General features: G+C 69.3%; 18 protein-coding genes. 12 read left to right on the top strand and 6 right to left on the bottom strand.

The genetic code is table 11. The annotated features are described in order from the left end of the window. Positions 1-117 precede the first annotated feature (117 nt). Together G4H71_RS00795 and G4H71_RS00790 are read left to right on the top strand one after the other, a co-directional pair. The gene (locus G4H71_RS00795; protein WP_443096426.1) at positions 118-1,449 is read left to right on the top strand and encodes a DNA polymerase IV; all 1,332 of its coding nucleotides are present in this window, start codon (positions 118-120) and stop codon (positions 1,447-1,449) included. Positions 1,450-1,634: 185 nt separating this feature from the next. Further along, the gene (locus tag G4H71_RS00790; protein WP_371842272.1) at positions 1,635-2,135 is read left to right on the top strand and encodes a WKL family lipoprotein; all 501 of its coding nucleotides are present in this window, start codon (positions 1,635-1,637) and stop codon (positions 2,133-2,135) included. 185 nt (positions 2,136-2,320) lie between these two features. On the opposite strand, the gene G4H71_RS00785 is transcribed toward G4H71_RS00790, so the two are convergent. Further along, positions 2,321-3,082, bottom strand: a complete 762-nt coding sequence (locus G4H71_RS00785) for a sensor domain-containing protein (protein WP_072737746.1) — start codon at positions 3,080-3,082, stop codon at positions 2,321-2,323. Then, a complete protein-coding gene (locus tag G4H71_RS00780) occupies positions 3,079-3,981 on the bottom strand; it encodes a hypothetical protein (protein WP_246442654.1) in 903 nt (300 codons plus the stop codon). The genes G4H71_RS00785 and G4H71_RS00780 overlap by 4 nt, the downstream gene beginning before the upstream one ends. Positions 3,982-4,219: 238 nt before the next feature. Between G4H71_RS00780 and lspA the strand changes: the two genes are divergently transcribed. The 8 genes from lspA to ilvA all read left to right on the top strand — a co-directional run bounded on the left by lspA (position 4,220) and on the right by ilvA (position 14,724). After that, positions 4,220-4,834 carry a signal peptidase II gene (lspA, locus tag G4H71_RS00775; protein ID WP_371842275.1) on the top strand — a complete coding sequence of 205 codons (615 nt, stop codon included), beginning with the start codon at positions 4,220-4,222 and terminating at the stop codon, positions 4,832-4,834. Next, a complete protein-coding gene (locus tag G4H71_RS00770) occupies positions 4,831-5,757 on the top strand; it encodes an RluA family pseudouridine synthase (protein WP_072737747.1) in 927 nt (308 codons plus the stop codon). The genes lspA and G4H71_RS00770 overlap by 4 nt, the downstream gene beginning before the upstream one ends. Further along, the gene (locus tag G4H71_RS00765; RefSeq protein ID WP_072737748.1) at positions 5,758-6,414 is read left to right on the top strand and encodes a hypothetical protein; all 657 of its coding nucleotides are present in this window, start codon (positions 5,758-5,760) and stop codon (positions 6,412-6,414) included. A 5-nt stretch (positions 6,415-6,419) separates the two neighbouring features. Further along, positions 6,420-7,346: an EamA family transporter RarD gene (rarD, locus tag G4H71_RS00760; protein WP_072737857.1), complete on the top strand. Its 927-nt coding sequence runs from the start codon at positions 6,420-6,422 to the stop codon at positions 7,344-7,346. A gap of 56 nt (positions 7,347-7,402) precedes the next feature. After that, positions 7,403-10,939 (top strand): DNA polymerase III subunit alpha, encoded by a 3,537-nt coding sequence (gene dnaE, locus G4H71_RS00755; RefSeq protein WP_072737749.1) that lies wholly within the window; start codon positions 7,403-7,405, stop codon positions 10,937-10,939. A 104-nt stretch (positions 10,940-11,043) separates the two neighbouring features. Beyond that, positions 11,044-11,484: a nitroreductase family deazaflavin-dependent oxidoreductase gene (locus G4H71_RS00750; protein ID WP_072737750.1), complete on the top strand. Its 441-nt coding sequence runs from the start codon at positions 11,044-11,046 to the stop codon at positions 11,482-11,484. Positions 11,485-11,574: 90 nt separating this feature from the next. Further along, positions 11,575-13,356 carry a pyruvate dehydrogenase gene (locus G4H71_RS00745; protein WP_072737751.1) on the top strand — a complete coding sequence of 594 codons (1,782 nt, stop codon included), beginning with the start codon at positions 11,575-11,577 and terminating at the stop codon, positions 13,354-13,356. 36 nt (positions 13,357-13,392) lie between these two features. After that, positions 13,393-14,724, top strand: a complete 1,332-nt coding sequence (gene ilvA / locus G4H71_RS00740; protein ID WP_072737752.1) for a threonine ammonia-lyase IlvA — start codon at positions 13,393-13,395, stop codon at positions 14,722-14,724. A 45-nt stretch (positions 14,725-14,769) separates the two neighbouring features. Here ilvA and treZ read toward each other — a convergent pair whose 3' ends face one another. Beyond that, positions 14,770-16,563: a malto-oligosyltrehalose trehalohydrolase gene (treZ, locus tag G4H71_RS00735; RefSeq protein ID WP_072737753.1), complete on the bottom strand. Its 1,794-nt coding sequence runs from the start codon at positions 16,561-16,563 to the stop codon at positions 14,770-14,772. Positions 16,564-16,727: 164 nt separating this feature from the next. Between treZ and G4H71_RS00730 the strand changes: the two genes are divergently transcribed. Together G4H71_RS00730 and G4H71_RS00725 are read left to right on the top strand one after the other, a co-directional pair. Then, the gene (locus tag G4H71_RS00730) at positions 16,728-16,919 is read left to right on the top strand and encodes a DUF1918 domain-containing protein (RefSeq protein ID WP_072737754.1); all 192 of its coding nucleotides are present in this window, start codon (positions 16,728-16,730) and stop codon (positions 16,917-16,919) included. A gap of 44 nt (positions 16,920-16,963) precedes the next feature. Further along, on the top strand, positions 16,964-17,632 hold the full coding sequence (locus G4H71_RS00725) for a TetR/AcrR family transcriptional regulator (RefSeq protein ID WP_072737755.1): 669 nt from the start codon (positions 16,964-16,966) through the stop codon (positions 17,630-17,632). Positions 17,633-17,671: 39 nt separating this feature from the next. Here G4H71_RS00725 and G4H71_RS00720 read toward each other — a convergent pair whose 3' ends face one another. The 3 genes from G4H71_RS00720 to treY form a co-directional block, all read right to left on the bottom strand. Beyond that, on the bottom strand, positions 17,672-19,264 hold the full coding sequence (locus G4H71_RS00720; RefSeq protein ID WP_072737756.1) for an alpha/beta hydrolase: 1,593 nt from the start codon (positions 19,262-19,264) through the stop codon (positions 17,672-17,674). 253 nt (positions 19,265-19,517) lie between these two features. Further along, complete coding sequence (locus G4H71_RS00715) at positions 19,518-20,453, bottom strand: NADP-dependent oxidoreductase (RefSeq protein ID WP_072737757.1); 936 nt, start codon at positions 20,451-20,453, stop codon at positions 19,518-19,520. A 27-nt stretch (positions 20,454-20,480) separates the two neighbouring features. Continuing rightward, positions 20,481-22,877 carry a malto-oligosyltrehalose synthase gene (gene treY, locus G4H71_RS00710; RefSeq protein ID WP_072737758.1) on the bottom strand — a complete coding sequence of 799 codons (2,397 nt, stop codon included), beginning with the start codon at positions 22,875-22,877 and terminating at the stop codon, positions 20,481-20,483. Position 22,878 lies beyond the last annotated feature (1 nt).

The raw sequence follows: 22,878 nt of genomic DNA, 5'->3' as shown, positions 1-22,878 counted from the left end.
GGGGGAGCTGGGCGCGGAAGATGTCGGTGGGGGTGGGTAGATTTCCGGCGTGGTCACGGCGGCGCGCACGCGGCCGTGGGGAAAGCGCGCAAGCGGCAGCGAGGAGAGACGGCGGTGGTGACCGGGCGGGCGCACGGTCGTTGGGTGCTGCACCTCGACATGGACGCCTTCTTCGCCTCGGTGGAGCAGCTCACCCGGCCGACCCTGCGTGGTCGGCCGGTGCTCGTCGGTGGGCTCGGCGGCCGGGGTGTCGTCGCGGGAGCGAGTTACGAGGCGCGGGTGTTCGGCGCCCGATCGGCGATGCCGATGCATCAGGCCAGGAGGCTCGTCGGTGTCGGGGCCGTCGTGCTCCCGCCGCGGGGGCAGCTCTACGGGCTGCTCAGCAAGACGGTGTTCGATCTGCTGCGTACCCGCATCCCGATCGTCGAGCAGTTGTCGATGGACGAGGCGTTCTTCGAGCCCGTCGATCTAGTCGGTGCGGAGCCCGAGACGATACGGAGCTACTGCGAGAATCTGCGGCAGCTGGTTCGTGCGGAGACCGGTCTGGTGGCCTCGCTCGGTGCCGGGCCCGGGAAGCAGGTCGCCAAGATCGCATCGGGGCTGGCGAAACCCGACGGGGTCACCGTGATCGACGAGCAGGAACAGCACGCCGTCCTCGACGTGCTGCCGGTTCGCAAGCTGTGGGGAATCGGCCCCGTCGCCGAGGAGAAACTCAAGAAGGTGGGCATCGACACGATCGGGGCCTTCGCCCGGACGCCGGAATCGGAGGTGGCATCCGTGCTGGGCGCAACTGTCGGGCCGGGTCTGCACCGCATCGCCCGGGGGATCGACGATCGTCCCGTCGCCGAACGCGCAGAGGCCAAACAGGTCAGCGCGGAAACCACGTATGCGGAGGACATCGTCACCCTCGGCGCACTGCTCACCGCAATCGAATCGGCCGCGAGTGCGGCTCTCGACCGGTTGGGCAGGGACGGCCGGTCCGCACGCACCGTGGTGCTGAAGCTGAGGAAGTCGGACATGTCGGTGATCACCCGGTCGATCACGCTGCCGTATTCGACCACCGATCGGCAGGTGCTCGTCGGCGCCGCCCGCAGACAGGCGATCGATCCCGTCGAGCTCGGTCCGGTCCGGCTCGTGGGGGTCGGCTTCGCGGGCCTGTCGTCGTCGACGCAGGGCTCGCTGTTCCCCGAACTGGACATCGATCCGCCGGACGCGACAGCCGCCGCGCCGCAGGAGGCGCCCGCATCGGCCCGGGCCCCGCGGGAGCGGTGGTACCCGGGGCTCGACGTCTCCCACCCACAGTTCGGGCACGGGTGGGTCCAGGGCGCCGGGCACGGCGTCGTCACCGTCCGGTTCGAGACCCGTACGTCCGGGCCTGGGCCGGCCCGGACATTCGATGCGGCCGACGGCGAATTACGGCCGGCGGAACCGGAAGATTCGCTGGAATAGCCGGGGTCGATTCCCGACGTGCGATTCCCTCGTGCAATTCCACGGCCGCAATCCCGGGTCGACATATTCTCAGAATGCCCTCAGACGACCCTTGCGTACTTGTTCCTACTTTTGGGTAGTGTGAGCTGCCGAAGGACCCGGAATACCCGAGACTGAAGAGGAATACCGAGTTGAAGCATCGTAAGATGACCGTCGCCGGAGTCGCGATCGTCGCAGCATTGACCATGTCCGCCTGTGGCTCCGACGACTCCGACAACGGAGCCGACGCGACCACCACCACCACGGCCGCTGCCGACACCACCACCGCCGCATCGGACGGTGACATCGAGGTGCCCACCGCTGCCGAGTTCAACGAACTTCTCGTCATCGGTCTCGACCCGGCCACTCCGATCGAGGAGAAGATCACGATGGTCGAGGGCTCCGAGGAGGATCCCGAGCTCATCAACCAGGTCGCCGAGTCGGCTCGCCTCAACAACGCCGAGGTCACCGTGCTCGATCCCGTCATCTACCAGGGTGACGGACTCGCCAGCGCCCAGCTGCAGCTGTCGATCAACGGTGAGCCCGTCGAGGGTGGATTCCCGGTCTCGTTCGTGAACGAGGACGACACCTGGAAGCTCTCGAAGGACAGCGCCTGCCAGATCGTGGGCCTCGCACAGCTCACCTCGCCTGCGTGCCCGGCGCCCTGATCGATTGATCGCCGAACGACAGCCCTGATCGGCTGATCGCCGCGACAGCCCTGATCGGCTGATCGCCCGCGACAGCCCCGATCGGCTGATCGCCCGCGACAGCGCAGAGCAACGACGAAGCCGGTGTCGACCATGGAAGGTCGGCACCGGCTTCGTCGTGTGTGCGGCGGGCGGCCGCCGGCGGATCAGCCGGGAGGACCAGCGGCGATCTTCTCGATCGCCGCGTCGGTGAGGTCGTCGAGCACGGCCGGTTCGATCGGGTCCGGCCCGGTCGCGACCAGTTGGACGAGAGTGGGGCCCACCGCCGCGATCACCACGTCCGAGTAGAGCGAGAATCCCTCGCTGGCGGTGACGACCCGAAAGTTGACCGTCGGAACACCCTCGATGTCCGAGGAGCCGGCACCCTGCTCGCGGCCGCCCACCGTGTAGTCCACGGCGAAACCGTCGGCATCGGTGCCGCGGTAGGAGGCGCATCCGGCGAGGATGTCCTGCAGGTCGGCGAACGCCGTCGCCGCCACGGCCGAATCGCGGTAGCTCGCGGCATCCTGGTCGATACTCGAGAATCCCGGCCCGGTGTAGCGCGACGCCGAGGCGACGATCGCGCCGGGCCGCTGTACGGCGATCTCGGAGAGTACGCCGGCACAGACGGCGGGTTCGGTCGAGGAGGCGCCGGACTCGTCCGGTTCGGCAGGCGGAAGCCCCAGATCGAGGACCGGGTCGGGCTCGGCGATGAACCCTGCGGGAAGGTCCTCGGGACCCAGCAGCGACAGGGTCAGCGCGTCCGGATCGTTGAACCCGACTCCGGGGGCGTCGGGGGACGCGGTCACCCGCGGAGCGAGTGGCGGGAGATCGGGAGACTCGGCAGACGTGGGCTCGTCCGCCCCGCACCCGGCCGCTGCCACTGCGATCGCCGCTGCGCCGACGAGTATCCGGTGGGCGGGGGTCATTCGCTCTCCCAACGGACCGTGTTGTCGGTGCCCTGGCGCAGTGCGGTGGCGCCGTTCGGGTCCGTGTACGCCTGCTCGCCGCCGACGCGGACCTGGCCCTCGACGGGCAGCGGCCGAGCGAGGTCCACGACGACCTGGCCGGAGCCCTCCATCGTGTACTGCTCGATCTGCAGGGTTCCGGCATCGTTGGGAAGAGTCCAGGTCGGCGACTCCGGTGCCTGCGTCACGGTGTAGTCGACGGTCAGGCGGTCGCCGTCCCTGGCGACGAGGGTCGCTGTCGTGGTCTGTTCGAGGGCGATTCCGCTGACGACCTGCTGGCGGACGGTCCACTGCGCGCCGATCCCGAGGGGTTCCTCGGGAAACGCCACCGTGCGATAGACGCTCTGATACATCGCCTGCTCGATGGCCGATCGCGCGATGTCCTGGGATTCGGCGGTCGGCCGCAGCCGCAGCGCGGTCACCGAGCCGTCGGGTTGCACGGTCAGACCGGCGCCGGATCCGTCGCTGTCTTCGAGCGCCGACCCGAGCCTGGCGTCGGGGCTGGTCGCCTCGTCGATGGTCAGATCCACCACGGCCGCGCCCGTGTCCTCGACCTCGGCCACCTGTGCGTCGAGGAGCAGAGTGATCTCGGGTGAGGAGAAGTCCTGGGCGCTCTGCGTGTCGATCTGCTGCGAGACCTTGGCCTCGGTGACCAGTGTCGTCCGCTGCTCGATACCGGCGGCGAGCCGGTAGGAGACGGGTGAGCGGGGCTCTGCCCCGGGATCGAGGAGATCGACGGCGACGGCCGACACCGGGACGGTCACCTCGTTCGGTGAGGCCGAGTCGGCGCCGATCGACGGATCCGGTGCGTCGTCACCGCAGGCCGTGAGAAAGGCGCTCAGAGACACGGTCGCTGCCACGACGGCGATTCCGGTCCGCCGGGATCGGGACGTGAGCGCAGAGGGCGACGGGCGGGACACCGGGGGCGCAGGGGACACAGGGGATACAGGGGATACAGGGGATACAGGGGGCGCAGGGGGTCTGGACAGCACAGGCACTCACCCAGGTTATAGGCGACCGCCGGGGCGATCGGTCGTCCCGCGTGTACCGGGTGTCGGTCGCGGTGCGTGTAGCGGATGTCCGGGCGCGCTCGGGGTAGTGGATGATGGACTGGTGAGTCACGACCCTTCGCCCGACCCCGCCGTGCCCGATTCCGCCGTGCCCGATTCACCCGAAACCGATTCGGCGCTCGAAACCGATTCGGCGCTCGCGGGCGTGGCGCCGCCACGGCGCATGCGGCTGTTGATCACGGTGGCCGCAGCGATCCTGGTCTCCGATCTGGTCACGAAGATCCTCGCGGTGGCCTATATCCAGCCCGGGTCCCCGATCTGGCTGGTCGGCGACGTCGTCTCGCTGCGGATGGTGCGCAATCCGGGCGCGGCCTTCTCGATGGCCACGAGCATGACCTGGCTGCTGACCCTCGTCGCGGTGGGCGTCGTGATCGGTGTCGTGAAGATCGGCAGGACCCTTCGCTCTCCCTGGTGGGCACTCGGCCTGGGCCTGGTTCTCGGCGGTGCACTCGGCAATCTCGTGGACCGGTTCTTCCGCTCGCCGGGAGTCATGCGCGGTCACGTGGTGGACTTCGTGTCGATCGGGTGGTGGCCGGTGTTCAACGTGGCCGATTCCGCGATCGTGTGCGGCGCGATCCTGTTGGTGGCGCTCACCGTGTTCGGGGTCGAACCCGACGGTCGGAAGAAGGGGGCCTCGGCGTGAGGGAGACACGATCGATGCCGGTGCCCGACGGACTTGATGCGATGCGGGTCGACGCGGGGCTCGCTCGCCTGCTCGGCTTGTCGCGCACCGTGGCGGCGACCCTCGCCGAGGAGGGGTCGGTGCTGGTGGACGGCGTCGTCGCGGGAAAGTCGGATCGGTTGTCCGCGGGGAGTTGGCTCGAGGTGGAGTTGCCGGAACCGCCGCGGCCGCTCACGATCGACGCCGAGCCCGTCGAGGGAATGGACATTCTCTACGCGGACGACGACATCGTCGCCGTCGACAAGCCGGTCGGCGTGGCCGCGCACGCCAGTGTCGGCTGGACCGGACCGACCGTCGTGGGAGGACTGGCCGCGGCGGGCTTCCGGATCTCCACGTCCGGGGCACACGAGCGCCAGGGCATCGTGCACCGGCTGGACGTCGGCACCTCGGGTGTCATGGTGGTCGCGACGTCCGAGCGTGCCTACACGGTGCTCAAGCGGGCCTTCAAGCAGCGCACGATCGACAAGCGGTATCACGCACTGGTCCAGGGCCACCCGGATCCGAGCAGCGGCACGATCGATGCACCCATCGGCAGGCATCGCAGCAGCGACTGGAAGTTCACGGTCACGGCCGACGGGAAGCCGAGCATCACCCACTACGACACGGTCGAGGCGTTCCAGGCGGCGAGTCTGCTCGACATCCACCTCGAGACCGGACGTACCCACCAGATCCGGGTGCACTTCTCCGCACTGCGGCATCCGTGCTGTGGTGACCTCACCTACGGCGCCGATCCTCGGCTGGCCGAGCGGCTCGGCCTCGAGCGTCAGTGGCTCCACGCCCGGGCACTGGGTTTCGCGCATCCCGCCGACGGGCGGTGGATCGAGATCACCAGCGAGTATCCGAAGGACCTCGAGCACGCCCTCGAGGTCCTGCGGAGCGGATAGGTGAGTCGGGGGAGAGCTGCGAGCCTGCTCGCGGTGGTCGCCCTCGTCGGCCTGGTCCTCGGTCTCGGGATCACCGCGCCACCGCCACCGCCGCGAGGTGTGGCGACGGATGCGCTCGGGCCCGACGGCGGCGAAGCGATCGCCGAGTACCTGGCCCGCGCGCAGGAGTCCCTGGCGGGTCCGGCGGAGGGCGGTCAGGTGTGGGCGCTCGTCTCCTTCGCGCCCGCGATATCCACCGCGCAGGTCCGGGCCGCCGTGGGGGAGGCGCGGGTCTCCCAGGTGCTGTACCGGCTGTCGCTCGACCGCGTTCAGACCCCGCTGCTGGTGCAGCAGGTGGCGGACGGGGACGCGGCGCTCGCCGCCGCGGACGATCTCGCCGTGGTGAAGGCGCAGACGTTGCCGGCCGCAGACGAGCGGCAGGCCGCGATCGCCGCCGCCACCGCGCGTGGTCTCGCCGCACACTGCGCGTGTGTGGTGGGAGTGCTGGTGCGCGCCGACATCGACACGTTGCGTGCGGTGTCGGAGCGAGCCGACGTCCGGGCCGTGGAGGCGCTGCCCGCCGACGCCGTCTACGGGCGGTTCGCCGTGCGGCCCCTGCTCCCCGAGTATCTCGACGTCGCCTCGGTCGGACCGGACGACGGGGACGTCCCGGGGTGAGCGATCTGCGACCGCAGCGAACAGGTGTCCCGGAAGCGCGCGGTGCCGCGGCGGGAGCCGCCTGCGGGGTGGGCGCCTACACGATCTGGGGCGCTTTTCCGGCGTTCTTCGGCTTGCTCGGCGACGCCGGACCGGTGGAGATCCTCGCCCATCGGGTGGTCTGGACGCTGGTGCTCATGCTCGCGGTGTCGGCGATCGCGGGACGCCTGGGCCGACTGCGACGCCTGGACCGGCGGACATGGGCACTGGTGTGTGCCGCCTCGGCCGCGATCGCGGTCAACTGGGGCACCTACATCTACGGGGTCGTCTCCGACCGGGTGGTCGAGACCGCCCTCGGCTACTTCGTGAACCCACTGGTGAGCGTGCTGCTGGGGGTCGTGCTGTTCCGGGAGAGGTTGACCCGCCCGCAGGTGCTCGCCCTGGTACTGGCTGCGGTCGCGGTGGTGGTCATCACCGTCGACTACGGGCATCCGCCCTACATCGCCCTGGTCCTCGCGTTCTCGTTCGCGTCGTACGGCCTGGTGAAGAAGGTGGTGCCGCTCGATGCGGGGACGAGCCTCACCGCGGAGGGCATCGTCGCCTCGCCGTTCGCGGTGGGGTACCTGGTGTTTCTCGCCGCGACAGGTGCCGGGACGTTCCTCTCGGAGGGGCCCGGACACACCGCGCTGCTGCTCGCTGCCGGACCGGTGACGGCGCTGCCGCTGCTGCTGTTCGCGGTGGCGGCGCAGCGGGTGCCGCTCAGCACGATGGGGATGCTGCAGTACCTCACCCCGGCGCTGCAGATGGCGTGGGGAGTGCTCGTCCTGCACGAGGACATGCCCGCCTCCCGCTGGGTCGGGTTCGCCCTCATCTGGGTGGCCCTGGCCATCTTCACCACCGACGCGCTGGCTCGTGCGCGCCGTCGCCGGGCCGCCGGTGTGGCAACGCGATGAATGTCAGAGCCAGCACCTAGACTCGGTTCCGCTCCCGAACATCCGAAAGAGGCGTCGTGGCTGACTCGTTCGTACATCTGCACAATCACACCGAGTACTCGATGCTGGACGGTGCGGCCAAGGTCGGCCCGCTGTTCGCCGAGGCGGAGCGGTTGGGGATGTCGGCGGTCGGCATGACCGATCACGGCAACATGTACGGTGCGAGCGAGTTCTACAACAGCGCCACCAAGCAGGGGATCAAGCCGATCATCGGGATCGAGGCGTACGTGGCGCCGGAGTCGCGGTTCTCGAGCAAGCGGGTGCGGTGGGGCGATCCGAGCCAGAAGTCGGACGACGTGTCCGGTAGTGGTGCGTACACCCACATGACGATGGTCGCGGAGAACGCGACGGGGTTGCGGAATCTGTTCAAGCTGTCGTCGCTGGCGTCGATCGAGGGCCAGCTGGGCAAGTGGGCCCGGATGGACGAGGACCTCATCGCGCATCATCACGAGGGGATCATCGCCACGACGGGGTGCCCGTCGGGGGAGATCCAGACCCGCTTGCGACTGGGGCACGATCGCGAGGCGCTCGAGGCAGCCGCGAAGTGGCAGGAGATCTGGGGTCCGGACAACTTCTTCCTGGAGTTGATGGATCACGGACTGTCGATCGAACGGCGGGTGCGTGAGGGGCTGTTGCGGATCGGCAAGGAGTTGGGGATTCCGCCGTTGGCGACCAACGACTGCCATTACGTGACCAAGGAGGCGGCGGAGAATCACGAGGCGCTGCTGTGCATCCAGACCGGGAAGACGCTCTCGGATCCGACGCGCTTCAAGTTCGACGGCGACGGGTACTACCTGAAGTCGGCGGCGGAGATGCGGGCGTTGTGGGATGACGAGGTTCCCGGTGCCTGTGACAACACGTTGTTGATCGCCGAGCGGGTGCAGTCCTACGAGGAAGTGTGGACGCACCGGGACCGGATGCCGATATTCCCCGTCCCGGAGGGCCAGACGCAGGCGACCTGGTTGCACGAGGAAGTGATGCGGGGGTTGCACTGGCGGTTCCCGAACGGGGTTCCGCAGGAGTATTTCGATCGTGCGGAATACGAGATCGGTGTGATCAACCAGATGGGGTTCCCGGCGTACTTCCTGGTGGTCGGGGACTTGATCAACCACGCCCGTGAGGTGGGGATCCGGGTCGGTCCCGGTCGTGGCAGTGCGGCGGGATCGCTGGTGGCGTACGCGATGGGTATCACCAACATCGACCCCATCCCGCACGGTCTGCTGTTCGAGCGCTTCCTCAACCCCGAGCGCGTATCCATGCCCGATATCGACATCGACTTCGATGATCGTCGTCGCGGCGAGATGGTGCGGTACGCGACGGAGAAGTGGGGCAGCGACAAGGTCGCCCAGGTGATCACGTTCGGCACGATCAAGACGAAGGCGGCGATCAAGGATTCGGCGCGCGTCCAGTTCGGGCAGCCGGGGTTCGCGATCGCCGATCAGATCACGAAGGCGTTGCCGCCGCCGATCATGGCGAAGGACATCTCGGTGTCGGGGATCACCGATCCGGATCACGAGCGGTACAAGGAAGCGGTCGAGGTTCGCTCGCTGATCGATTCGAATCCGGATATCGCGAAGATCTATCAGACGGCGAAGGGTCTCGAGGGGCTGATTCGCAACGCGGGTGTGCACGCGTGTGCGGTGATCATGTCGTCGGAGCCGTTGATGGATGCGATTCCGCTGTGGAAGCGCGCGCAGGACGGGGCGATCATCACGGGGTGGGACTACCCGTCGTGTGAGGCGATCGGCCTGCTGAAGATGGACTTCCTGGGTCTGCGGAACCTGACGGTCATCGGGGACGCGATCGACAACATCAAGGCCAACCGCGGCATCGACATCGACCTCGACACGCTCCCGCTGGAGGATCCGGCGACGTACGAGCTGTTGTCCCGCGGCGACACCCTCGGCGTGTTCCAGCTCGACGGCAGTGCCATGCGTGACCTGCTGCGCCGCATGCAGCCCACCGGGTTCGAGGACATCGTCGCCGTGCTCGCGCTCTATCGACCGGGCCCGATGGGTATGAACGCGCACAACGACTACGCCGACCGCAAGAACGGCCGGCAAGAGGTCAAGCCCATCCACCCCGAACTCGAGGAACCCCTGAAGGAGATCCTGGCCGACACCTACGGCCTGATCGTCTATCAGGAGCAGATCATGCAGATCGCCCAGAAGGTCGCCGGCTACTCGCTCGGCCGAGCGGACATCCTGCGCCGTGCCATGGGCAAGAAGAAGGCCGAGGTCCTCGCCGCCGAGTTCGAGGGCTTCGAGAAGGGCATGCAGGAGAACGGGTTCTCCAAGGCGGCCATCAAGGCGCTGTGGGACACGATTCTCCCGTTCGCCGGATACGCCTTCAACAAGTCGCATGCCGCCGGGTACGGGCTCGTCTCGTTCTGGACCGGGTACCTCAAGGCGAACTTTCCCGGCGAGTACATGGCCGGGCTGCTCACCTCGGTCGGTGACGACAAGGACAAGGCCGCCGTCTATCTCGCGGACTGCCGCAAGATGGGGATCACGGTGCTGCCCCCGGACGTCAACGAATCCGAGGTCAACTTCGCGTCGGTGGGCCAGGACATCCGGTTCGGGCTCGGTGCCGTCCGCAACGTCGGCTCCAACGTCGTGGCCTCGATCATCAAGGCCCGCACCGAGAAGTCCAAGTTCACCGACTTCTCCGACTACCTCGACAAGATCGACACGACGGCCTGCTCGAAGAAGGTCACCGAATCCCTCATCAAGGCCGGCGGATTCGACTCGCTCGGCCATCCCCGCAAGGGGCTGATGCTCGTGCACGCGGACGCGATCGACGCGGTCATGGGCACCAAGAAGGCCGAGGCGATCGGCCAGTTCGACCTCTTCGGTGGTGCCGACGCGGACGAGTCGATCACCTCGGTGTTCAACGTCAGGATCCCGGACGAGGAGTGGGAACCCAAGCATCGGCTCGCTCTCGAACGCGAGATGCTCGGGCTCTACGTGTCCGGCCACCCGCTCAACGGCATCGAGCACGTGCTCGCGGCTCAGGCGGACACCGCGATCCCGACGATCCTCGAAGGCGACATCAAGGACGGCACCCAGGTGACCGTCGGCGGGATTCTCGCCTCGGTCAATCGCCGGATCAACAAGAACGGTCTCGCCTGGGCATCCGCCCAGCTCGAGGACCTCACCGGCGGCATCGAGGTGCTGTTCTTCCCCCAGGCGTATTCGGTGTACGGCATGGACGTCACCGAGGACACGGTGGTGCTCGTCAAGGCGCGGGTCTCCATCCGCGACGACCGGATCTCACTGATCGCCAACGATCTCGCCGTTCCGGACCTGTCCGCCGTGGGTGTCGCCAAACCCGTCGCGCTGAGCCTGCCGACCCGGCTGTGCACGCCGGACAAAGTGGGCGCACTCAAGCAGATCCTCACCCGGCACCCCGGCACCTCGGACGTGCACCTGAGGCTGATCAGTGGCGACCGCATCACCATGCTCAAGGTGGACGACAGCCTGCGCGTCGAGCCGTCGTCCGCGCTGATGGGCGATCTGAAGGCGCTTCTGGGTGCCAGCTGCCTGGCGGTCTGACCCGATCGGGCCGGGGTCTCGACGGGCCACGGCCGTCGGGTGAGCCGGGCCTCGTTCCACCGAATCGGTGGCGGAACGAGGCGACGGAGAGTTGACTCGGTGTCATGCCATTGACAGGTGAGTACGCGCCGAGTCCGAGCACATGGGCGGCCGATCAGGTCACCGCGATCGAGCAGTCCGGAGGCACGGAGGGCACCACACTGGGCGGACGCCCGGTGGTCGTGCTGACGTCCGTGGGAGCCAAGACCGGAAAACTTCGCAAGACACCGCTCATGCGGGTCGAGCACGACGGCCGGTACGCGGTGGTCGCCTCGCTCGGCGGGGCACCGAAGAATCCCGTCTGGTACCACAACCTGCTCGCGCACCCGGAGGTCGAGTTGCGCGACGGTACCGAACTCTTCGACCTGGTGGCGCGCGAGCTGAGCGGGGACGAGCGCGCACTGTGGTGGGACCGGGCGGTGGAGGCGTATCCGGACTACGCCGAGTACCAGAAGAAGACGTCCCGTGAGATTCCCGTCTTCGTTCTCGAGCCCCCGTCCTCCTGACGGCACGTCCGACGGTATCCAGCAGTCACCGCCTGCCCTGTGCGGCTTGCTCTCCCGCAGCGGTCACGGCGTCACGACGAGGGAGAGTGCATGAGCGCGAAAACCGTGGCGGATCAACTGATCGCGCAGCTCGTGGAGGTCGGTGTCCGGCGGATCTACGGCATCGTCGGCGACAGTCTGAACCCTGTCGTCGACGCGGTGCGCCGTTCGGGCGGAGCAGCGGAAGGGGGAATCGACTGGATCCACGTCCGGCACGAGGAGGCGGCGGCGTTCGCCGCGTCGGCCGAGGCTCAGACCACCGGTGAACTCGCCGTGTGCGCCGGATCCTGCGGCCCGGGCAACCTGCATCTGATCAACGGGCTCTACGACGCCAACAGGTCCGGGGCACCGGTCCTCGCCATCGCGGCCCAGATTCCCAGCGCACAGATCGGAATGGGCTACTTCCAGGAGACACACCCCGACAGGCTGTTCGTCGAGTGCTCGCAGTACTGCGAGATGGTGAGCACGGCGGCGCAGGCGCCACGGGTGTTCGCGTCCGCGATCACGCACGCACGGTCCGCGCCCGGCGTCGCCGTGGTCACCCTGCCCGGTGACGTCGCGGAAGAGGAGCCCGCCGCCGAGAGCCCCACGATCCCGTCGGCCGGCCGGCCCACCCTGGTGCCCGCGGCGGCGGACGTCCAGGCCTTCGCCGACGCGGTGAACGATGCACGACGCATCGCGGTGTTCGCGGGTGCCGGTGTGCGGGACGCGCGGGAGCAACTGCTGCGGTTCGCCGATCTGGTCGGCGCACCGATGGGGCACACGCTGCGCGGCAAGGAATGGATCCAGTACGACAACCCGTTCGACGTGGGAATGACCGGGCTGCTGGGATACGGCGCCGCCCACGACGGGATGCACGGAGCCGACCTGCTGGTGTTGATCGGGACCGACTTTCCGTACGACCAGTTCCTCCCGAAGGACGTGCGCACCGTGCAGATCGACACGGCGGCGGAGCGGATCGGCCGCCGTACCGACGTCGACATCGCTGTGCACGGGGACGCGGCGGCCGCCCTCGACGCCCTCATTCCCCTGGTGCGCCGCAAGGAGGACCGTACGTTCCTGGAGAAGACGCTCGACCGGCACCACACCCTCATGTCGAAGGTGGTGGGCGCCTACACCGACGCGGCGAAGCAGCGCACCCCGATCCACCCCGAGTACGCCGCATCCGTGCTGGATTCCGTCCTCGCCGACGACGCGATCGTGACCGCGGACACCGGGATGTGCAATGTGTGGGCGGCCCGCTACGTGTGGCCGAACGGCCGCCGCCGGTTCCTGACCTCGGCACTGCACGGGTCGATGGCCAATGCGCTGCCGCACGCGATCGGCGCCCAGTTCGCCGACGCGGACCGTCAGGTGGTGTCGGTGTCGGGTGATGGCGGGCTGTCGATGCTGCTCGGCGAGCTGATCACGGTGGCGATGTACCGGCTGCCCGTGAAGATCGTCGTCTTTGACAATTCGACGTTGGGCATGGTGAAGCTCGAGATGCTCGTCGACGGTCTCCCCGATTTCGGAGTGGACGTGCCGTCGGTGGACTACGCCGCGGTGGCGGCGGCGTTGGGGCTGTACTCGGTGCGGGTGGAGCGGCCCGAGGACATCGAGTCCGGGTTCCGGCGGGCGCTCGAGCACGACGGTCCGGCCCTGGTCGACGTCGTGACGGATCCTCGGGCGTTGTCGCTGCCGCCGAGTATCACCGGTGCCCAGGTGGGCGGGTTCGCGCTCGCCATGTCCAAGATGGTGATGAACGGAGGCGTGGGCGAGGCCGTCGCGATGGCCCGCTCGAATCTGCGCAACGTCCCGTTGCCCTCGCAGTTCGATCCGCGGGGCCGACCCTGATTCCGGGTCACCCGCCTGAAGTGGGAAGATGTTCGGGTGTCCACCTCTCTCGATACCGCAGCCGTGTTGTCCGCATCCGCCCTGTCCGCAGCCGAGATCGATGCGGCGATGGGGCGAATCGGTGACGTGATTGCGGCGACGCCGCTGCAGTACAGCGAGCGGCTGTCCGAGCTCACCGGGGCGAAGGTGTACCTCAAGCGGGAGGACCTGCAGGTGGTCCGCTCGTTCAAGTTGCGCGGCGCATACAACCTCATGGCGCAGCTCACCGACGCCGAACGTGCAGCGGACGTGGTGACGGCGAGCGCGGGAAATCACGCCCAGGGCGTGGCGTTCGCCTGCCGGACGATGCAGGTCCGCGGCCGCATCTACGTGCCGGCGAACACCCCGAAGCAGAAGCGGGACCGGATCCGCGCTCACGGCGGAGCGTACGTCGAGTTGATCATGGTGGGGGACACGTTCGACGCCGCCGCAGCAGCCGCGGCCGACGACGCCAAGCGGTCCGGCGCGACGATGGTGCCCCCGTTCGATCATCCCGCGACGATCGCAGGGCAGGGGACGATCGCGGTCGAGCTGCTCGATCAGCTCGGGGGTGCCCCGGACGTGGTGATGGTGCCCGTGGGCGGCGGCGGCATCGTCGCGGGAATTGCGACTTACCTGCGCGAACACGCGCCGAACGCGACCGTGGTGGGGGTGGAGCCGACCGGTGGGGCGTCGATGACGGCCGCGCTGGTCGCCGGGACCCCGGTGACGCTCTCCGAGATCGACCCGTTCGTCGACGGTGCGTCGGTGCGGCGTATCGGTGACCTCCCGTTCGCCGCGGCCGCGCAGTTCGGTGCCGAGGTGGCATCGTTCGGGGCCGTCGACGCCGGGCACCGCGACGGCGGGTTCCTCGTCACCCAGGTCGACGAGGGTGCGATCTGCACGGCGATGCTCGACCTGTACCAGAACGAGGGAATCATCGCCGAGCCTGCGGGGGCGTTGTCGGTGGCGGCGCTCGGCGGGGTCGTGTTCGAGCCCGGCGCGACCGTCGTGTGCCTGGTGTCCGGGGGCAACAACGACGTGTCGAGGTACGGGGAGATCCTGGAACGTTCCCTCGTGCATCTCGGTCTCAAGCACTACTTCCTGGTCGAGTTCCCCCAGGAGCCGGGCGCACTGCGCCGTTTCCTCGACGAGGTACTCGGCCCGGAGGACGACATCACCCTGTTCGAGTACGTCAAGCGCAACAACCGCGAGACCGGTGCCGCGCTGGTCGGTATCGAACTCGGCAGTGCCGACGGGCTCAGTGAACTGCTCGAGCGTATGGAGATCTCTCCGATGGGTGTCGAGCGGCTGGAACCGGGAAGCCCGGCCTACCGCTACCTGACCTGACTGGGCTCCACCACCCCTACCGGGGCCATGGGATCCGGGACGATGTCACACGGGTTCGCTTCGATCGAGTCGCTGTGACGTCGTGCCGGCGGTGACGACGAACGAGTGCCCGGGGATCACGGTCGCCGAGCCGGTCTCGTCCGAGGTCGGCGCATCCCACCAGACCAGCGGGGTGCCCCCCGCCGGGACGGTGACCGGCGAGCTGCCGAGGTTGCAGGCGAGCCGCAGCGGGCCGCGATGCACCACGATCCAGCGGGCGTCCTCGTCGTAGTCCACGGACAGGTGTTCGAGCCAGGGGTCGGTGATCTCGGGGCGGGTGCGTCGCAGCTGCAGCAGCGACCGGTAGCAGGCCAGGAGCCGGGCGTGCGGTTCCGTGGTGAGTTCGCCCCAATCCAGTTTCGAGCGACGGAACGTCTCGGGATCCTGGGGATCGGGGACCTCGTCCGTGGACCAGCCGTGTGCCGCGAACTCGTCTCGTCGGCCCTGCGCCGTCGCCAGTGCCAGTTCGGGTTCGGGATGTGAGGTGAAGAACTGGAACGGCGTCGTCGCTCCCCACTCCTCACCCATGAACAGCATCGGCGTGTACGGGGACAGGAGGACGAGGGCCGCCTTGATCGCGAGTTGCCCGGGATCGAGGTAGCTTCCCGGCCGATCGCCGGTCGCGCGGTTGCCGACCTGATCGTGGGTGGTCGTGTAGGCGATCAGGGAGTCGGCGGGTGTGCGCCGGGTGTCCAGGGGGCGTCCGTGCGTGCGACCGCGGAAGGACGAGTACGTCCCGGCGTGGAAGAAGCCGAGCCGAAGTGTCTCGGCGAGCGCCTTCAGCGACCCGAAATCGCCGTAGTAGCCCTGCCGTTCGCCGGAGACCGCGGCATGGACGGCGTGATGGACGTCGTCGCTCCACTGGGCGTCCAGACCGTACCCGCCGGCGGCGCGGGGCGTGATCAGCCGGGGATCGTTGAGGTCGCTCTCGGCGATCAGGGTCAGTGGCCGGCGCAGATGCGCCGACAGCGTTCGTGTCGCGACTGCCAGTTCCTCGAGCAGGTGCACCGCCGTGTGATCGAGGAGGGCGTGCACCGCGTCGAGTCGCAGTCCGTCGACGTGGAAGTCGGAGAACCAGCGGAGTGCATTGTCGATGATGTAGCGACGCACCTCTCCGCTGTCCGGGCCGTCCAGGTTGATCGACGCTCCCCAGGCGTTGCGGGAATCGGTGTGGTAGGGGCCGAATCGGTCGAGATAGTTGCCCGAGGGTCCGAGGTGGTTGTAGACGACGTCGAGGACCACCGCCAGGCCGTGCGCATGGCAGGCGTCGACGAATCGTTGCAGACCGTCCGGGCCGCCGTAGGGTTCGTGGACGGCGAACCAGAGCACACCGTCATAGCCCCAGTTGTGGGTGCCGTTGAATGCGTTGACCGGCATCAGCTCCACGAAGTCGACGCCCAGTTCGACCAGGTGGTCGAGCCGTTCCGCGGCGGCGTCGAACGTGCCTTCCGGGGTGAAGGTGCCGACGTGGAGTTCGTAGACGGCAGAGCCTGCGAGTTGCCGTCCTGTCCATCGATCGTCGGTCCACACATCGGGGGAGAGTTCGTGGAGCCGGGAGCGTTCGTGCACGCCGTCCGGTTGCCGGGGTGAGCGGGGGTCCGGCAGCACAGCCGGATCGTCGTCGACGGTGTAGCCGTACCGCGCGTCCGGGGCGGCATCGACCACGGCGCGCCACCATCCGTTCGGGTCGCGATCCATGTCGTGGAGTTCGTCGCCGGGGAGTCCGCTGCCGTGGAGTTCGTCGGCGACCACGAGCCGGACACGGTTCGCGTTCGGGGCCCAGACCTCGAAGGTGTGCACGCTCCCAGCATGCCCGCCCGCGGGCCACTTCGCAGCCACCGCGAAGGTCCGGACGATCGCGGAGTCGGAATCGACGCGCCGACTTGGCCCGTCCGCTCCACATCCGCCGGGTGGAAGGGGCAAGCTGGGAGGAGACGCGAGTACCGCCTGCCGAAGGAGTAGTCATGCGCGTTGCAGTGGGGGACCGATTGCATGTCCAGGGGCGCGTCGTCGGCGCGGCCGAGCAGACTGCCGAGGTCATCGAGGTGCACGGTGAGGACGGCGCGCCGCCGTACCTGGTCCGGTACGAGGACGGGCACGAGGCGCTGATCTTCCCGGGTACCGACACGTGGGTGGAGAAGCCGGAGCACGACTGACGGCCCACGTGCGGCGTGCATTAGATTCATCGACCGTGAATCGAATGCAGCCCGGTGTAGGTGCAGGCCGGGAGACGCCGACCGACGCCGGTGGCACCCGGCCGTACCGATCCCCGATCCGGGAGGAGGCCGCGCGCGTCACCCGCGCCCGGATCCGCGACGCTGCTGCGGCGTTGTTCGTCGAGCACGGCTACGTGGGTACCACTGTCCGACACGTCGCGGAGCGCGCCGGTGTCGCGGGGCGGACCGTGTTCACGGTGTTCCCGGGAGGGAAGTCGGAGCTGTTCCACGCCGCGTACGACGAGGCACTCGCGCGCAGCGGCGCCCGGCAGGAGACGGACGTGAGGCTCGATACCGTCGCGACCACCGGGGTGGACCGGATCCTCGACGAGATGACCGGCTACAGCGTCGATCTCCTCGAACGTGCGGGAGCGCTGATGCTGGTCGCGATCGAGTCCGCGGGCGCGGACGAGGAGATGCGCGAGTTCGCCCGGCAGGCGGCGGCCGACACCGCGGCCAACGCGATGACCCTGGCCGAGGGACTGGCCGCGCACGCGTTGCTCCGGCCCGAGATCTCCGTGCAGCACGCGGCGGACGTCCTGTTCACCGTCGTCTCGCCCCAGGTGCACGCGTTGCTGCGCCGCGAGTGTGGGTGGGACGTGGAGACCTACCGGTCGTGGGTCACCCGGACCTTGCGAGCGAGCCTGGCGTGACCCGCGGCCCCGTGCTCACCGGGGCCGCGGGGACCTCGCTCAGAGCGGAGCGCTGATCGGCGCCTCCGGGGCGTGGGTGATCGAGGTGCGCCCGGTCTGCAGGTACTCGGAGACGGCCTGGTCCACCACGGCGTTGCCGCCCTGGATGCCGGCGCCGTGGTCGCCGCCCTCCACCGTGACGAGATGCGCTCCCATGTCGTGGGCGAGCTGGACGCCGCCCTGGTACGGGGTCTGCGGATCGCGCAGGCCCTGCAGGACGAGCGGCGCGGTCCCGAGGCCCTGATTGCTCAGTGCGGGAAGGGCCGTGACGGGCGGTGCCCCCGCGCACCACGGTCCGGCGCTGTAGCTGTACCCGATGAGATCGAACAGGTCGCCGGTGACGAAGGTGGAGAACAGCCAGCCGGGCAGCCGGTCCGGCCGGGGTGCGACGATGTTCTCGTTGCAGAGGACGAGCGTCTGCATCAGCTGGGCCTGAGCCATCTGCTCCTGCTGCTGCTCGGTGACGTCGGCCGGCGAACCACCTTCGGGAATGGCGTCGGTGCCGTCGCGGATCACCCGGGCCATCAGCGGCCAGGCGTTCCTGGCCGGTAGCGCCTGCCGCGTCATCGCGTAGATCCCGGAGGCCAGCTGGGTGTGCGACGGGTCGGCCAGGCTGCGCACGAAGGCCTCGAACTGGACCCGGGCCGGACCGGTGAGATCCACGCCGGCGCGGTAGGCGTCGGCCACGGACTCCAGTCCGGGTGGCACGTCGCCGACCTGAGCCGGCGGCGGTGCGAGGGTGGGGTTTCCGCCCGCCTCCTCGACGATCCGATCCGACCACCGCTGGTAGACCTGCAACGGCGTGGTGCCGAGCCCATAGGTGTCGTCGTGGGCGGCGATCCAGTCCATGAGGTCGTAGAAGCGACCCTTGTAGCCGTCGTTCTGCTGCCAGAGCACGTCGTTCCACAGCCAGTTCTGGTCGACCGCGGAGTCGAGCACCATGCGCCCGGTGTGCTGCGGGAAGAGCGTCGCGTAAGTGGATCCGAGGACCGTGCCGTAGGACAGTCCGTAGATGTCGATGACGTCCTCGCCGAGTGCGAGGCGAACCTGCTCCCAGTCGCGGGCGGTGTTCTCCGTCGTCAGGTGCGCCGTGGTGCCCGGTGCGGCCGCCTCGCACGCGTCGCGGGTCGCGGCGCCGCCGAACCCGGTGCCCATGAGGGCCGACAGTTCGGGTGTCAAGGTGCATTCGACGGCTCCGGCGTGGGCGAGACCGCGCGGCTGGACGCCGATGACGTCCCACTGGGCGCGGACGGCTTCGGGGAGTACTTCGGCGAACATGCCGTTGGACCCGATCGCATCCCCGCCGGGCCCACCGGGATTGGTGAACAGCACGCCGCGACGCGATCCCGGGTCCTCGGCACGGTGCCGGGTGACGAGGACGTCGATCGTGCCCGCGCCCGGGTCCGCGTAGTTGCGGGGCACGGTGACCGAGGCGCAGTCGTCGGTGGCCGGATCGAGTTCGTACTCGGCGGGGCAGGCGCCCCATCCGAGCCCGTCGGCCGGGGCCGGCTGGGCGACTGCGACCGGAGCCGAGGCCGCGACGATCCCGGCGGTGATACCGAGGGCGGCAGCGCCGACACGGCGGCGGGACACGCGAACTCGGGAGCGCTGGTGTGGTGGGCGATCCGGATCCTGGCGTCGTGCCCGTTGCGTGCGCGTCCCGGTCTCCGGCATGTGTCGAGGTCCCCTCGTGATCGTCTCGGTCGTGGCGGCAGGGGCGACGGCTCCGCGCCGGCCCCGCTGTCCGTATCGGTACGCGGTCATTGTGGCAGACGACAGTTCACCGGAACGGATGCCCTCGTCGACGTCCGGACCGGCAGCGGGCGTATCGGCGGTGGCCCCGCGCTCAGGGGAGCAGCACGAACTTGCCCGGTGGGTGCGGTGCGCGGAGTTCGGTGTGGGCGCGTGCCGCCTCGTCCAGCGGGAACGTGCGAGCAACTCGCACCGACAGGCCGCCCGAGTCGGCGATCTCGGTGACCGGCAGCCTCATTCGCCGCCGCACCTCCACGGATTCCGGTCCACCGACACGGACGATGCCGGCTTCCTCGGCATACGGCCCGGCCGCGATGGTCACGACCGAGCTCCGATCGGGCACCAACTCCACGGACACCTCGACGGCCTCGCGTGTCCCCACGGTGTCGACGGCGGCGTCGATCCCGTTCGGCGCGAGTGCCCGCACCCGATCGGCGAGGTCGTCGCCGTACACCACCGGGATCGCGCCGAGGTCGCGCACGTACTCGTGATTGCGCGCGGCCGCGGTGCCGATGACATACGCCCCACGACGGACCGCGAGTTGCACCGCGGCCGCGCCGACCGCGCCGGACGCGCCGTGGATCAACACGGTGGAGTCTGCGCGCACTCCGACCGTGTCGAGGGTGTCGAGGGCGGTCACCGACGCGAGCAGCAGGCCCGCCGCCTCCTCCCAGGTCAGCCCGGGCGGCTTCGGGACGGTGGCATCCGCGTCGACGACGATCCGGTCCGCGTAGGCCCCGGCCGCCGGATAGAGGATCACCTCGTCGCCGACCGAGACCGGCCCGGCCGGACCGACCGCGCCGTCGCCGACCGCGGTGACGATGCCCGCAGCCTCCGAGCCGAGCGGGAGCGGCAGCAACGTCTCGTCGATGCCGAAATCTCCGCTGTAGCGCTTGTAGTCGACGGGATTGACTCCGACGGCGCGGATGTCGACCGCGACCTCGCCGTCCGCCGGCGGTACGGGTTCCGTCTCGACGACGGTGACGACCTCGGGGCCTCCGTAGGCGGTGGCGACGACGCGTCGTGTCATGGGTGTGCCTTCCTCTCGTCCGGTGTGTCAGTGGCGGGTGAGCAGCGCGACGGGCAGCGCTGCGAAGATGTCGGTGAGGGGTACGTCCGCGTTCCCCGCGTAGGTCCGTCCGCCGATCCGGTCGGTCCACGATCCGGCGGGGAGGTGCACCGTGGAATCTCGCCAGCCGAGCGACGAGAGCCGGATGCTGTGCCGGGTCGCGAGCGCGAGGACGGTGGTGTCGCCGTCTGCGGGACCGCGTCCCGCGGCGACCAGGTGGGTCGCGGCCGGGCCCTGTCCGAGGACGGCGGTGTAGGAGCCACCGACGAACCAGTCCGGCCGTTCGCGGCGCAGGCGCAGTGCCTGTCGTACGAGGTGGAACTTCGCCGCGGGATCCGAGGGGGCGGGGGTGGCATCTGCCGCGCGCACCCTCTCGGCCACCGCCGCGCGCCGGACCCAGTCCACCGGGCGGCGGTTGTCGGGATCGACGAGCGAGTCCTCCCACAGTTCGCTTCCCTGGTACACGTCCGGTACTCCGGGACCGGTCAGGTGGAGCAGCTTCTGGCCCAGCGCATCGGACCATGCATGGGGGGCGAGCTGATGTGCGAGGGAGGACATTCCGTGCCCGACGCGGCCGTCGAGCACCGTGTCGATCCAGTCGTGGAGTGCCGCCTCGAAAGCGGCGTCGACCGTCGCCCACGACGTGCGGGTGCCTGCCTCACGAGCGGACTTGAGCGCGTACGCGTGCAGCCGGTCCCGGAGATCGGGGACGTCTCGTGCGTCCGTCCCGTCGGCGGGCCACACCCCGAACATGTTCTGCCAGAGGAAGGCTCCGAGGGCGGAGTCCGGACCGGGCGCAAGCTCCTCCCAGTCCTGGACGCAGCGCGCCCACAGGTCCGGTACCTGGGAGAGCACGCCGATCCGGGCGCGGACGTCCTCACCGCGCTTGGTGTCGTGGGTGGACAGTGTCGTCATCGCGGCCGGTCGGTGGGCGGCCCGCGCGGCGGCGGCGAGGTGGAACTCGGCAGGCGAGATGCCGAGTGTTCCGGGATCTCCGCCGACCTCCTGCAGAGACACCAGCCGAGCGGCGCGGTAGAAGAGACAGTCCTCGACGGACTTCGCCTCGAGGGCGCCGCACACCTGCTGGAACCGGACCGCGGCCTCGCCGTCGGCGGCCAGCGCCTGGGCGAGGAGCGACAGTTCCCGGTCCCACTCCGGGTGCGCGACGAGGACGTTCCGCACGATGCGCCCGGTGAGGCCGTCCAGTGACGGATAGTCGCTGCGGTACACCGGCATGTCCGCCAGGACCTCGACGACCGCCTCGCGCAGGGGATCCGGGTGGCCGACCGGAGGCGGGGGACTGTCGCAGTCGGCGGCGTCGCGCCGGACCGCACGCACCGCTCGCCCCACCTCGGGTGCCAGTGTGGTGGCCGCGACGGTCCGGGCGATGTCGCGTGCCGCGGTTTCCAGCCAGTCGCGGTCCCCGCGAGTGCCGGTGGTCTGCACGCTGAGCGCGGTGAGACCCGGGGCACCGGACGAGTCGACGAACACCCCGCCGTACTGCGCCAGCGCGTCGTAGCCGGTCGTCCCCTGCACCGGGAGAGCCCCGTCGAGGACTTCGCCGCGGCCGAGGACCTTCTCGACCACGATCCAGCACTCCGGTCCGAGGAGTTCCCGCAGCCACGCCAGATAGGTTGCCGGGCGCGCCAGGCCGTCCGGATGGTCGATTCGCACTCCGTCGACCAGGCCGCCGTGTACCCAGTCGGCGACCTCGCGGTGGGTGGCCGCGAACACCTCGGGATCCTCCTGCCGCAGCCCCGCGAGTTCGCTCACCGAGAAGAAGCGTCGATAGCCGACGACGCCGGACGTCCAGGGCACCAGGCGGTAGTGCTGCGCGTCGTGCACGGCCTGGGGATCGGGCCCGTCCGTACCGGCTGCCACCGGGAAGCGGTGTTCGTGGTAGGTCAGCACCGGCACGTCACCGGACCGATCGATCGCCAGTGCGGACACGTCCTCCGCGGATCCGAGGACGGGCAGCGCGAGTGCACCGTCCGCACCGTTGTCACCGTCCCAGTCGATGTCGAAGTAGGAGGCGTACCGGGATCGGCGCCCGTGGCTCAGGACGTCCCACCACCACGCGTTCTCCTCCGCGCGGGCAATTCCCATGTGATTGGGCACGATGTCGACGATCAGACCCATGCCACGGGTGCGAGCGGCGGCGGAGAGCCGCTCGAGCGCGGCGCGTCCACCCAGACCGGCGGAGACGGCGCTGGTGTCGGTGACGTCGTAGCCGTGGGTGGATCCGGAGGTCGCACCGAGGATCGGCGAGAGGTAGAGGTGGGAGACACCCAGATCGTCGAGGTAGTCGAGGAGGTCGACGGCTCCGTCCAGAGTGAGCCCGCCGGGCTGCAGTTGCAGTCGGTACGTCGCCTGCACCGCCGACATG

This window comes from Rhodococcus triatomae (assembly GCF_014217785.1).
Classification (GTDB): Bacteria; Actinomycetota; Actinomycetes; order Mycobacteriales; family Mycobacteriaceae; genus Rhodococcus_F; species Rhodococcus_F triatomae.
The sequence above is the reverse complement of the archived record's forward strand: the minus strand, read 5'-3'. Positions and strand labels throughout refer to the sequence as shown.

Coding starts and splice junctions, on each gene's coding strand:
- G4H71_RS00790 (WP_371842272.1), top strand. CDS start 1,635: ATGACCGTCGCCGGAGTCGCGATCGTCGCAGCATTGACCATGTCCGCC.
- G4H71_RS00785 (WP_072737746.1), bottom strand. CDS start 3,082: ATGACCCCCGCCCACCGGATACTCGTCGGCGCAGCGGCGATCGCAGTG.
- G4H71_RS00750 (WP_072737750.1), top strand. CDS start 11,044: ATGCCATTGACAGGTGAGTACGCGCCGAGTCCGAGCACATGGGCGGCC.
- G4H71_RS00745 (WP_072737751.1), top strand. CDS start 11,575: ATGAGCGCGAAAACCGTGGCGGATCAACTGATCGCGCAGCTCGTGGAG.
- G4H71_RS00730 (WP_072737754.1), top strand. CDS start 16,728: ATGCGCGTTGCAGTGGGGGACCGATTGCATGTCCAGGGGCGCGTCGTC.
- G4H71_RS00725 (WP_072737755.1), top strand. CDS start 16,964: ATGCAGCCCGGTGTAGGTGCAGGCCGGGAGACGCCGACCGACGCCGGT.
- G4H71_RS00715 (WP_072737757.1), bottom strand. CDS start 20,453: ATGACACGACGCGTCGTCGCCACCGCCTACGGAGGCCCCGAGGTCGTC.
- treY (WP_072737758.1), bottom strand. CDS start 22,877: ATGTCGGCGGTGCAGGCGACGTACCGACTGCAACTGCAGCCCGGCGGG.